Genomic DNA, 11682 nt, shown 5'->3' on the forward strand with positions numbered 1-11682 from the left:
CGGACGACCCGTGCACTGGCCACCTCGCCGCCCGGCTGCCCGCCGAGCCCGTCGGCGACCGCCACGACGAGCGGTGTGCCGAGAGGGAACTTCGCCTGCCCCGTCAGTTGGCCCAGCGCACATGTGCCTCGAAGCGTCGTGTTCATGCCCTGGCGGCAGGACCCGTCGGGGCGCTGCTTGCGTTCAAGCTCGTCAGGCGCAGCGTGTGGTGAGGGTCTGTTCACGGCCAGGCGCGGGACAGCGGTGGTGACGTGGCCGTACACAGTGATGCGGGGGACAGTGAACAGGTCAGCGATCTGCTGCACGGTCCGCTCGCCGGAGTCGTGGAGCTGCTGCGTGAGCGTGGCCTGCTGGGCTCTACCGCCAACCTCATCAGCAACGCCGCCCCGGACCGGGCGCACATCGCGGACAAGGATGTGGCGCCGGTCGGCGACCAGCGGAGGCAGCAGCCGGGGCCCCCGCCAGGAGGATTGTTCCCGGCCTCCCCCGGACGTCATCGGGGGGACTTGGGTGACCGGTATGAGAGGAGTATCCTGGTCAGTAGGCAACCCGCACCCTTACATTTCGTGGCAAGGCAGGGCAGGGCGAGATAAGGCTCGGCGTGGCTGGGCAAAGACTCGGCGTGGCTGTTTTGGAGAGGCCCTCCGGCGACAACCGGGGGGCCTTCTCATGCCCAGGGCGCGCCTTACCCCCGCTGAAGGGTGCCGGGACACCACTGCGGTGGCACTCCGGGCGAGCCCGGATGCCAGCGGTAGAAGGGAGCGGGCCCCGTCCGCCGCTTCGGGGGACGTTACGTCGGCAGCCGCCGGAGAAGTGCGCCGCCCCGCACCCGCCCGGCCAGCGGTCGCCGGCAGCCCCGGCTTTCCAGCCCCGGCGATTAGGCCGAACGGGTGACTGCCGCACCGCCCGGCGATGCGGCAGCGCGGGCGCTCATCCCCTGCAGGGCCAGATGAGCCTTGACCCGCCCGTAGGTGTCCCGGCCGGCGAAGAACGGGGCTCGGCCACGGCGGCGGACAACTGCGACTGCCGGGCCCACAACATGTCGATCACCCGCTGCTCGTCACCACCCCGGCGGGAGAAGGCCTGCGGCCACCCCACGAGCTCGCCCCGCACCCCGTCCAACTCACGCTGCAGCCCGCAGGAGATCGGCCGGGAAGTCGAAGGCGTCGTCCGCATCGGTGTCATCCACATCCGGGATCGTAGGTCGTCCGCCCCCAGGCCGGGCAAGTGACACTAGGGCATCCAGGGCAATTCAGGTCACGTCGGATTTACGTAGCATTTTCGTGGGGGTCGTGCAGGGGAAGGTGCTGTCGCCCGGCGCCACCCCGGAGCAGGTCGCCGCCACCGCCCGTATCGTGCACGCCTGCGGTCGGCGACCCCGTGCGGCCTGGGGGCGCGTGCTCGCCCGGCTCGACCTGGACGCAGGCGTGGCGGCCCTCGACGCACCCACCGCCGTGCTCGTCGGCACCGCCGACAAGCTGACCCCGCCGGTGCACGCCCACGACATCGCCGCGCGGCTGCCGCACTGCGTCGGGCTCACCGAACTCCCCGGGCTCGGCCACATGACCCCCCTGGAGGACCCGGAGGCCATTGCCGACGTCATCCGGCGCCTGGTCCAGGACCACCTGCGGGTGCCGGCCGAGCCCGAGGTCGAGGTCGAGCCCCAAGCCGAGCCCCAGAACGAGCCTGCCGCCGAAGGAGGCACGGTATGAACGGCCAGGTCGTCGTCGTCACCGGCGCCGCCCGCGGTGTGGGCGCGCTGCTCGCCCGCAAACTCGCCGCCCGGGGCGCCCGATTGGCGCTGGTCGGCCTGGAGCCGCCGGACGAGCTGAAGGCGGTCGCCGGGGCGATCGGCCCCGACACCGGGTACTGGACGGCGGACGTGAGCGACCGGGACGCGATGGCGCGCGTCGCCGCTGAAGGGGTCGCCCGCTTCGGCCGCGTGGACGCCGTCGTCGCCAACGCCGGCGTCGCCAGCGGCGGCCCCTTCCTCGACTCCGACCCCGCCGGCTTCGAACGCGTCATCCAGGTCAACCTGCTCGGCAGCGCCACCACCGCCCGCGCCTTCCTGCCCGCCCTGCTCGAATCGCGCGGCTACCTGCTGCAGATCACCTCCCTCGCCGCGATCGCCCCCGCGCCACCCGACCTTCAGGCCCACCGACCGGCGCCGCCGCTGGTGCTACCCACTGGCGAGCCTCCTCATCGCTGTGGCCGACATCGGTCTCACGGTCGTCGTCGCCACCGGGCCGGACCGGCGGATCGGACTGGTCCTGCTCGTCGCCGCGGTCCTGCTGGGGTACGGCGTACACCGTCGCATCCGCGCCCTCGTCGGGCCACGACCTCCACGACGGTGACCGCGCGGACCCGACGCGAGGATCGGCGCCCCGGAGGAGGACATCGCCCGCCTGTCCCCGCTCAAGGAGAAGCACCTGTCCCCTGGGCCGCTATGCCTTCACCGCCTCGCAGCCCGGCGAGGGACTGCGTCCCCTGCGAGACGCGGTCGAGCGAGGTGGACGAGGTGTGACCCGTGCGGGTCACGTCCTCCAGCCCGGCCGGATCGTTATCGCTGCTGGACGCCGGGCGCCGTGCGTCCTCGCGCCGCGCTGAGAGGGATGAGCATGGGCAGGCACAAGAAGGTCCGCAACCGGCGGACCGGGCCCCAAAACCCCGCCTCACGAGCCGCCGGGGGGTGCGCCGAGGATGACCACGACCCGGCGGCCGGCGCTGGGGAGGACCGGCTCGATCCGGTGGAGCTGCTGCTGGCGGTGGACGGGACGTCGTCCATCGCGGACCTCGAGGCCACCCACCCCGACCAGTGGCGCATCGACGGCCGCCAGCTGACCCGGGAGGAGCTGAGGGCGATCCACGACATACAGCCGCCGGACTTCATCCGCTACCACCTGATCCAGGACCAGCGGAACGCCACAGCCCTGATCGGTATGGACCCCGACCGAGGATGAGATCAACGACCTGCTCCACGGTGAGGCCGACAACGAGGCCGGATGGGATGAGGGCGACGCTGCGACTGGGTGCAGTGATCAGCGGCCGTCCCCGGTGCGGCGGACGCTCGACCCCGCCTGATCCCGGACCCGCGTCCCGGGGTTGCCTGGCGCCCGGGCGCCGGCAGGGGCAGGCTGGAAGGGCAGACCACCAGGGAGGCGCGAGCGTGGCGATCACCACCGTCGGAGCGTTGTCCGCGCGGCCGTACGCGGCCGGCGACCAGGACGCGGTGCTCGCGCTGGTGGAGGCCGACCGGCTGCCCGGCCAACCGGAGGCCACGCCCGTGATGCTCGCCGAGGCACTGGCCGGGCGCTTGCCCGTCCACGGCGGCTGGTGGGCCGAGCTGAACCAACCCCGCACCGACGTCATACACGACCCGTCCGGGCGGGTGCGGGGGGTCGTCTCCTACGCCACGCGCCCCGGGGACGGGGCCGGGCTGATCCTGTGGCTGCACGCCGAGGAGGAGGCCCGGGCAGTCGCCGAGGCCCTGGTCGGCCACGCGCTCGGCCAGCTCGGGCCGCGCACGGTGTACGCGTTCGAGTTCGCCTGCGCACTCACACTCGGGCTGGAGGGCCTGCCGGTGTGCAACCGCCCGGCGACCCGCCGGGCGCTGGAGGCGGCCGGGTTCACCGGCCGTGACCTGTGGCGCTACATCCACCGGGGACTTCTTGGAGTCCCCAACGTCGCCGACGCGCGAGTTCATCGGATCGCGGATGTCACCGAGTGCGCCGACCCGCCCGGGTGGCAGCTCGACCTGCGCGAGACCGATGGCACCCTGGTCGGCGAGGCCACCCTCGGCCGCCCCGTCGACGGGACCGGCGTGCTGTGGTGGATCAGCACCGACCCCGCGCACCGCGGCCGCGGGCTGGGTCGCCGGCTGCTCCGGCAGTGCTTCGCGCACCTGGCCGCCGAGGGCGCCCGCGAGGTGATCGCCTACGTCGACGACGACGCCCCGCCCGGCAACCTCGAGCGCGACCGCCTCGCCGCCAACCGGCTCTACGACTCCATGGGGTTCACCGAGCTGGACCGGCTCTGGTCCTTCACCCGCCGCCCGTAATAGGGCGTTGTTAGGTCCTGTGGTCGGGCGTCCGGGGGCCACCAGGCCCGGCCTGGTAGCCCAGGACGACGGGGGGAAAGCGTTGAGGCGCTGAGAAAGCGGCCGCAGTGGATTGTGCCGTTGATCAAAGTCGTCCTGCGCGGCCCGGTCTCTGGGATGCACTTCAAGCCTGTGATCACGGCCGCCGAGTGGTGGACCACATGGCGGGCGGTGCCGGGGTGACCGGCCCGTGAGGTGGCCACTTATGCGCCGGTCCAGGTGGCAGGGGCGCTCGGCGACGCGATCCTCGCGGACGCGATGCTCGCCGAGCTGCTCGTGGAGTAGTCCACGCATGACCAGTGACCAGCGACCGCTCTGCAGGTCACCTGCTATTGGGCGAGGCGGTCGCCACCGCCGGGCTGATCCTGCTGATCTTCGGCCTCGCCCGCACCAAGCGGTGTGCTTCTGGCGGAACCACAGGTCGTTGCCGTTGTCTCGGTCACCGGCGACGCGGTCGGATTCGATCAGCGTGCCGTCGAGGATCACGTGGGTCATGTTCTCGCGTCGGCAGCGGTCCAGGACCGCGTACAGGTCGGGGGCCTGATCGGCGAGGATGTTGATGCCTTCGTGCAGGTAGCGGTAGCCGGTGGCCGGGGAGACGCCGGCGTTGCGGGCCAGGCAGTGCCCACATCCGCGCTCGCGGAACCAGCGCAGGACCAGTACGGCCTGGCGGAACGGGCCGAGAGCGCGGCTGCCGCGCGGCGTGCCGATCCTTCGCCGGTAGGCGGCCAGCAGGCGGAACAGGTAGTCCACAACATGGCGCTGGACGTCGAGCGTGGCAACATAGGTGACCAACGTGAAACCTCTGGTACTTACGGACATGATCTTGTGGTGAGACCTTTCCTACCGGGGGCTTTACGTCTGTCCGCAGCCGGGCCCAGCTCGTCTGGCCTGCTCGCGCGTGGGGTGGTTCACACCGGTTCGCGAAGATCATTTCGCCGAGAAAACGCCAGTGAGGCTTGCAGGAAACTCAGTCACTGCGCGTATCGCCGCAGGTCACAGTGGCTCACAGTCCACGTTCGCTCCTGCCAGCCGAGTTGCCCCCTCCAGCTCAATCAGTTGACGATCACTCAGCTCTTCCCCTGTCTGGTTGAAGATAACGCGCTGCCTGTTCATCAGCGGGCGACGGTGGACACGTGACTAGTTCTCTTCCGCAGATTCACCAGGCCGTTCTCATCGCGCTTTTGTCGAGTGACAACCAGGTCCTGCTGCAGTGGATCGACAGCAGCATGCAGTGGCGTCCGCTCCAGTTGAATGTCGATCCGGGAACCTCGTGTATATCGACCTTGGAGAAATTTCGACGGAAGAACCAAATAGCGGGGACTGCGTGTATTGGGCGAGTGATCGGACGCGTGATGAACTGCTCTCCTGCTACCGGCGAGGCTGCGTACACAGAATCGTACATTTATATCCTCAGAATGCGCGGCCCGGCGCGTTCCGTGATCGAGTTCCCGCATATGCGCTGGTGGCCGATTCCGGATGTCTCAGCAGCCTCGTTCGTGGTTTACCCGCGCGAGCTGGACGTCCTCCTGAGCGGGTACGTCGAAGGCTGGATCCCAGACGGAACCGTCACAGTCGACACATAAACAGGATTGCCTTTCGTACTATTCACCGCCCCGTGACGGGCCAAGAAGGTTCGCTGATTTCCCGTTGGTCGGTGTGAGCAGGCCAGCGCCGCCGCCGGACCGACCACTGTGCGGCATGGACATCGGCCGTGGTCAACTGGCGCGCGCATGGGGGTTTCCCCCTGGCTCAACCTCTGCGACGCGGGTCGGCTCGATATCCCTGGAGGAATAGATGAAAGCTCAGGCGATCGAGATCATTTTGGTCCGCCCGGTCACGAAGCGTGAGTTGGCACGCGCCCGCTCGGTGTGCGCGTACGGCATCGCAGCGGCCCGGGACCGCAACCGCGTGATGGTCGTGGTACCGGCCAGGAGCCGGCGTCGGGCGATTCGGCGGGTGTGGCGAGAACTTGCGACCGTTCTCCCCATCGACGCGCTGACTACTGTTTTCGGCGACGCGCAGGGGTGGCACCTGCTCAGCGTCCAGATGGATTCCGACGTCTTGGGCCGGGTTCGGCAACAGGCGGCGCAGACGGGCCAGACGCCCGAGGAATACATGAGCGAGGCCGTCCGTGGGGCGGTCGCCCGGCAGAAGGCTGACCGCCTTACCCGGTTGGATGATGCGGTGAACCGGCTGCTTGGCTGCTGCTCCCCCGCAGAGATCCTGAACGCTGTCGCCCGCAGGAACACCGACGGAGCCGTGGGACCGGAGGACCGGACTCGGGCCACCTCTACACAGCCATGAAGCGGGTTGTCGAAACGGCATAGGAGCCCTGGTCACGCTTCAGCGAGGCCAGCAGGGCGGCGCCCCCCTCGTTGTCCTCCGCAACCAGCGCCAGCAGCCGGGCCACCTCAACGTCGCCAAGGCGTCCGATGGTCCGCATGCAGAATGCCCGCTCCCACCGGCTGCGGGCTGCCACCAGCACTTTCTCCACATGGGTTCGCCCCGGCGGCTCGATCCGCTCGACACGGCACTGCACCAGCAGGGCTTCCCGCCGTTATTGCAGGTTGGTGACGGTCGGTTCTCTCACCAAAACTTGAGCAGCTGCCGATGCGTGACTGTCCTGCAAGGTGGTTGGGGGCCCTCGACGAATCGAGCGTAGCCGCCGGGACGAGAACCCTTCAGGACATCAAGGTGAGACTCTGCACCGGGCGTTGACCAACCTGCGTCCTTCAGTCGAAGGCGTGGACGATGCCCTCGATGATGGCGTGCACGCCGCTCCAGTCGCCGGTGCCGCCGCGCTGCCCTAACCGAGCTGTCTTGATCTTCTCCTCGAACGCTTTTTGTATCAGGCCCTTGTGCCGCTTCGAGAGTGCACCCTGGCGGCGCCGCACGGCGGGGATGAAGGTCCCCAGGTGGACTGGCGCCAGCGTGCCGTCGATCGTCAGGACGTCTTCGCCGAGGTACATCTCCAGAGAGCCGGCGACACCATTCACGTTGGTCAGCGACACGGTTGGGGACGCCGAATCGACTGTGGGGTAGCTGGCCAGCAAGGGCAGGTCCGGGTAGTGCAGCACCTGACATCCCACCGGCAACTTCTGTCTCTTCAGTTTGGCGAGCGCCTCATATCCGCCGGCGTCGTTGTCGGCGATGGCCACGAAGCGGTTGGCGACGCCAGCCGCGATGAACGCGTTCACCATGATCGCGAGCGCGCCAGCACTGCCGCGGGCCTTCGTTCCCGTGTAGTCGATGAAGCGGACGAAGCCAACGAGGTGCGGGTGGGTGACGTGCATGGCCTCGGTGAGAAGCCTGGAGTCGGTGCTTCCTTCGGTGAGCACGATCAGCGGGGCGTTATCGGGCAGGGCGGCGAGTTGGCGCTCACGTGTCGGTCCTGCGATGGGCTGGGTCGTGTCCAGGCTTACGCAGCAGCCAGTCAGCTCGCCGAGGTTCAGTCCGACCCGCGTGTCGTCGGGGGCCTGGTCGATGATCAGCCGAATGAGGCTGCGTTCCTCTACGAAGCAGCGGAGCTCCTCTACGTCAGTGACGGTCTCGCCGAACTCGTCCTCGTACTGGAACCACTCCTGGAACGTGGCGAACGATTTCTCCGGCCGGTGCGGTCGGATCGCCTCGCCGATGGCTGCGAGCAGTTCGGCGGGCTCACGCGGGGGCCTGGCAAGGGTTTCAAACAGACTCTCGCCCCGTGCTTGTCGTTCCCGGAGCTGGCTCTGGCTGTCGTAGATCTTACGCCAGTGCGCGATGCCCTCTGCCAGGTCGGCGAGGGCACGACGCGAGGTGAAGCCCTGCACGTTCAGGCGCTGGCGCAGAGCGTTGGCAGTGGTGTAGTACCCGAGCGCGTCCTCGCTCTCGTCCCACTCGTCGCCAGGCGTGACGTCGCTGCCGTCAGCGACGATGAGCTTGCGGTCGGTCTCGTTGAAGAGCGCCGCCAGTTCCTCGTCGTAGTGACCGCGGGTGTAGAGGAACTGGCAGTCGCCCGCGACCAGATACGAGTGATGCCCCATACCTACAGGCTCCCATCCCTTTGGGTACGGCGCGTCCCGTTTTTCCGGCTGTGGCGAGGATCCGTCCTGCCGCTATGGTCGAAACTGCTGATCCGGATCGACGGCGCGGCCTTCAGCCACGACGTCCTCGACCACCTCCAGACCCTGACCACCAGCCGGCGCCGGGTGCGCTGGGTGACCGGCTGGGCCATCAACGCCACGGACGAGCAAGCCATCGCGCTGCTGCCCGAGAACGTGTGGACGGCCGCGCTGCGGCAGGACGGCGAGCGCGAGCGCGATCATTTTTTTGAAGGCGCGGCCCGTCAACCCGCGTCGTCTTCCCTGTTGAATTGGAGGGGGGTGGTTCGCGCGTTGTCGGGCCTTCATCAGCGCCCCGGGTAGGGCGACGACGCTGACAGCACGGTCAGCGTCAGTCGGCCCGACGAGGCGCAAGGACTCATCCCGGCTTCTGATCGATCTTGGCGAGTCGTGCCTCGACCTGGTCTCCCAATTCGCTCAGAAGGTCCATCTGTGCAGGGGTGACATGGTCGATCAGCACATTGCGTACGTCAGCCACGTGGAGCGGGGCGGCTGCCTTGATGAAGGTGCGGCCTTGCTCGGTGATGACCACAACAGCCCCTCGCTGGTCGGTGGCACAGCGCTCGCGGCGGATGAGGTTTCGGTTTTGCATGCGGGTCAGATGCTGCGACAGGCGGCTCTTCTCCCATTGCAGCGCATCCCCGAGAACGAACGACCTCAGGCGCCCGTCGGGTGCCTCGGACAGGTGCGCCAGCACCTGGTAGTCGGCGGTGGACAGCCCGCTGCGGGTGCGCAGCTGCCGTTCGATGTACTCGGACAGGCCGGCCTGCATCTTCATGAGGCTGCGCCAAGCTCGCTGCTCGCGCTCATCCAGCCATTGCGGTTCGCCCATGGGAGCCACTCTACCGCCTTGGTTGACATGTTAACTAGTCTGCGCCTACGGTTTGGTTAACACCTCAACCAAATGGGCTGGCGGAGGTTGGCGCCGCCGTGCCCGACAGGAACGCGGCGACGGCAGCCAGACGGCGAAGCCGCTACTGCCGCCTCGGCAGCCCTCAGCAATCGACTGGACTGGGAACACACATGTCTGCAGACACCCGCTACGCCATCGTGGGCACCGGAAACATCGGTTCGGCGCTGGCGCGCCTCTTCGCCAGGGCCGGAGTCGAGGTACGCATCGCCAACACACGCGGACCGCACTCGATCAGCGAACTCGCCGCCTCTCTGGGCTCGGCAGTCCGGGCGGTGACGCTCACCGAGGCACTGGCGTGCGACGTCATCTTCATGGCCATCCCGTTCGCTGCGGTCGAGGAGTTCGGCAACGCCCTGCCCGACTGGAACGGGAAGATCGTCGTTGACACCACCAACGCGCACTACGCGCCCAACGCGGACGAGATCCTCAAGGGCCGACTCTCCTCGGAGTACGCAGCCGAGATCCTGTCCGGCGCCCAGATCGTGAAGGCCTTCAACCAGCTTCCCGCCCAGACGCTCGCCGCCGAAGTGCCCTCCGGCCAGGGCAAGCGCGTGGTCTTCGTCTCCAGCAACTCCGGGGAGGCCAGCTCCCAGATCGCCCAGCTCACCGGCACGCTCGGCCTGTCGGCGGTGGAACTCGGCAGGGTCGACGAAGGCGGACGCCTCATCCAGGTTCCCAACGCACTGGTGCTCAGGAACTTCACCGAACAGCCGCTCACCTGAGCAGCCAGCTCCCGCCTCCCACGGCGGTGAGGCAGTCGGCGCTGACGAGCCATCCCGCCTCAGCGTCTGCCATCACCAGCCGCAACACAGCAGTCGGTGCCCCGCCCGCAGCCAGGTGGCCGCGCCGCAGCGCTTTCCATCAATGAGACCGCACCTCAGCAGCGCTTATGCGCGAGCAGCGAAACCAGCCGGAATACCCCTGATTCATGTACACCGGTCAATCACAGCTCGGGCGGTCCGAAACATTTTCCAGAAAGGCTCTATAGCCGTGTTTATCTCCGCCGCCGTGCTGAGCGTGCTACTCGCCGTTGTCGGGCTGGCAGCCGGACTGCCGAAAGCCCTGCTGAAAGGCAGCATTCCAGCCCAGCTGCAGTCTCCGGGAGGCCTCAGCCCCCCACTGGTCCGATTCATCGGGCTGGCCGAGCTGGGCGCGGCCGCAGGACTCCTCGCCGGCCTCTTCTGGCAGCCCATCGGAGTTGCCGCCGCCCTGGGGTTCGCAGTCGTGCTCGTCGGAGCCATCGGCTTCCATGCCAAGTCCGGCGACTACGCCAACCCCGAGACCCGCGGCAACGCAATGGCACCCGCCATCCTCACCGTCGTCGCGATCGCTGCCGCCGTCACTCTGGTCCTCTCCTCCTGAGCAGGACCGGCATCCGGGGCCCGACAGACTCATTCCCGCCCGGCAAGAAACTGCCGGGCGAGCCCAGGATCGCTTCTTTACGCGAACCGCAGCCGTTCATCCGCATCTATTTCCCGCCCACTGCAACAACTGAGGAACATCCCATGGCCACTCTTCTGCACCTCGATTCCTCGCTGTTCCCCGGCGACGCCTCCTCCTCCCGCACCGTGACCGCCGCCTTCCGCCGGACCTGGCAGGAGCACCACCCCAAAGGCACGGTCATCCACCGCGACCTCGCCACGAACCCCGTCCCGCACCTCACCGCCGACGCCCACACCGCCGGCCAGACCGACCCGGCCGCGCACACCCCCGCCCAGGCCGACGCCTTCGCCCACCGGCTGACACTGATCGACGAACTGAAGAACGCCGACGCCGTACTGATCGGAGCCCCGATGTACAACTACTCGATCCCCTCGACCCTCAAGGCGTGGCTCGACAACATCGTCCTCGTCGGCCGCACCGCCGGCGTGGAGAACTCCAAGCTCAAGGGCACCCCCGTCACCGTCGTCGCCAGCCGCAGCGGCTCCTACGCCCCGGGCACGCCCCGCGAGGGCTACGAATACGTGCAGAACTACCTCACGGCCGTTCTGGCCGACACGCTCGCCCTGGACGTGAACTTCATCGTCCCGGAGCTCACGATGGCGGTACACAACCCGGCGATGTCCGAGCTGATCCCCCTCTTCGAAGCCTCCCGCCAGCGCGCACTGGATGACGCAGCCTCCACGGCCAAGGCGATAGCCCACCGTATCGCCGCCTAGAAACGGCGCCCGTCCAGACGGCGGCCGTGAAACACGCTTCAGGGCGCCGCCGTCTGGAGCTTTGAGATGGTGTCTCATACGGATGATCTGGGCAGGCCGACCCGACCCTACGAGTCGGCTACACCGACCAGATCCCAGTCCTAAGGAGTAGTCATGAGCACGTCCACCCAGCAGCGCGCCGCCTTCGAGTCCTTCCTCGACGGCATGCACACCGCAGACAACGACGCCATCGCCCGCAACCTCTGAACAGCCCGTTCCTCGCCGAGCCGATCATCGGCCGCGAGGCAGTCGCGAAGGCGTTGTCACGTTGTTGGGTGTGTGGGCTTCTGACGGCGTGTCGGGGCGTGGTGGGGCCGGTTCGGGGCCTGTGCTCAGGCTGTGGTGTGCTGGTCGGCGGCGCCGGTGATCTGCTCC

General features: G+C 68.3%; 14 protein-coding genes and 2 pseudogenes. 12 read left to right on the forward strand and 4 right to left on the reverse strand.

Annotation, left to right across the window (positions count from 1 at the left end; all coding sequences use genetic code 11):
• A pseudogene (locus FCI23_RS61760) lies at nt 1-497 on the reverse strand (hypothetical protein); the annotation flags it as partial.
• Between the two features lie 452 nt (nt 498-949).
• Here FCI23_RS61760 and FCI23_RS50920 point away from each other — a divergent pair.
• From FCI23_RS50920 to FCI23_RS50950, 8 genes and pseudogenes are all read left to right on the forward strand, one after another.
• Entirely contained in the window at nt 950-1231 is a 282-nt protein-coding gene (locus tag FCI23_RS50920) for a hypothetical protein (RefSeq protein ID WP_136730767.1), read from the forward strand.
• A 52-nt stretch (nt 1232-1283) separates the two neighbouring features.
• Nucleotides 1284-1712 carry an alpha/beta fold hydrolase gene (locus FCI23_RS50925; protein WP_322974039.1) on the forward strand — a complete coding sequence of 143 codons (429 nt, stop codon included), beginning with the start codon at nt 1284-1286 and terminating at the stop codon, nt 1710-1712.
• Nucleotides 1709-2524 (forward strand): SDR family NAD(P)-dependent oxidoreductase, encoded by an 816-nt coding sequence (locus FCI23_RS61765; protein ID WP_246144841.1) that lies wholly within the window; start codon nt 1709-1711, stop codon nt 2522-2524. The genes FCI23_RS50925 and FCI23_RS61765 overlap by 4 nt, the downstream gene beginning before the upstream one ends.
• Before the next feature lie 88 nt (nt 2525-2612).
• Nucleotides 2613-2960, forward strand: a complete 348-nt coding sequence (locus FCI23_RS50935; protein WP_136730768.1) for a hypothetical protein — start codon at nt 2613-2615, stop codon at nt 2958-2960.
• Between the two features lie 206 nt (nt 2961-3166).
• Nucleotides 3167-4057, forward strand: coding sequence for a GNAT family N-acetyltransferase (locus FCI23_RS50940; protein WP_246144842.1), 891 nt, complete (start codon nt 3167-3169; stop codon nt 4055-4057).
• A gap of 123 nt (nt 4058-4180) precedes the next feature.
• A pseudogene (locus tag FCI23_RS61770) lies at nt 4181-4494 on the forward strand (aquaporin); the annotation flags it as partial.
• Nucleotide 4495: 1 nt separating this feature from the next.
• On the forward strand, nt 4496-5236 hold the full coding sequence (locus tag FCI23_RS57715) for a hypothetical protein (RefSeq protein ID WP_169317389.1): 741 nt from the start codon (nt 4496-4498) through the stop codon (nt 5234-5236).
• A gap of 657 nt (nt 5237-5893) precedes the next feature.
• Complete coding sequence (locus FCI23_RS50950) at nt 5894-6403, forward strand: hypothetical protein (RefSeq protein WP_136730770.1); 510 nt, start codon at nt 5894-5896, stop codon at nt 6401-6403.
• On the opposite strand, the gene FCI23_RS50955 is transcribed toward FCI23_RS50950, so the two are convergent.
• Nucleotides 6390-6638: a hypothetical protein gene (locus FCI23_RS50955; RefSeq protein WP_136730771.1), complete on the reverse strand. Its 249-nt coding sequence runs from the start codon at nt 6636-6638 to the stop codon at nt 6390-6392. The genes FCI23_RS50950 and FCI23_RS50955 overlap by 14 nt on opposite strands.
• Nucleotides 6639-6831: 193 nt before the next feature.
• The gene (locus FCI23_RS50960; protein ID WP_136730772.1) at nt 6832-8118 is read right to left on the reverse strand and encodes a HEPN/Toprim-associated domain-containing protein; all 1287 of its coding nucleotides are present in this window, start codon (nt 8116-8118) and stop codon (nt 6832-6834) included.
• Between FCI23_RS50960 and FCI23_RS50965 the strand changes: the two genes are divergently transcribed.
• On the forward strand, nt 8110-8499 hold the full coding sequence (locus tag FCI23_RS50965; protein WP_136730773.1) for a hypothetical protein: 390 nt from the start codon (nt 8110-8112) through the stop codon (nt 8497-8499). The two genes, FCI23_RS50960 and FCI23_RS50965, sit on opposite strands and share 9 nt — an antisense overlap.
• A 55-nt stretch (nt 8500-8554) precedes the next feature.
• On the opposite strand, the gene FCI23_RS50970 is transcribed toward FCI23_RS50965, so the two are convergent.
• The gene (locus tag FCI23_RS50970; RefSeq protein ID WP_136730774.1) at nt 8555-9028 is read right to left on the reverse strand and encodes a MarR family winged helix-turn-helix transcriptional regulator; all 474 of its coding nucleotides are present in this window, start codon (nt 9026-9028) and stop codon (nt 8555-8557) included.
• Between the two features lie 98 nt (nt 9029-9126).
• On the opposite strand from FCI23_RS50970, the gene FCI23_RS50975 reads away from it, so the two are divergent.
• From FCI23_RS50975 to FCI23_RS50985, 3 genes are all read left to right on the forward strand, one after another.
• Nucleotides 9127-9831, forward strand: coding sequence for an NADPH-dependent F420 reductase (locus FCI23_RS50975; RefSeq protein WP_265737848.1), 705 nt, complete (start codon nt 9127-9129; stop codon nt 9829-9831).
• A gap of 268 nt (nt 9832-10099) precedes the next feature.
• Complete coding sequence (locus tag FCI23_RS50980) at nt 10100-10471, forward strand: DoxX family protein (protein WP_169317390.1); 372 nt, start codon at nt 10100-10102, stop codon at nt 10469-10471.
• A gap of 143 nt (nt 10472-10614) precedes the next feature.
• Nucleotides 10615-11268, forward strand: coding sequence for an FMN-dependent NADH-azoreductase (locus FCI23_RS50985; RefSeq protein ID WP_136730777.1), 654 nt, complete (start codon nt 10615-10617; stop codon nt 11266-11268).
• Nucleotides 11269-11682 lie beyond the last annotated feature (414 nt).

The sequence above is a fragment of the Actinacidiphila oryziradicis genome (genome assembly GCF_005047355.1).
Classification (GTDB): domain Bacteria; phylum Actinomycetota; class Actinomycetes; order Streptomycetales; family Streptomycetaceae; genus Actinacidiphila; species Actinacidiphila oryziradicis.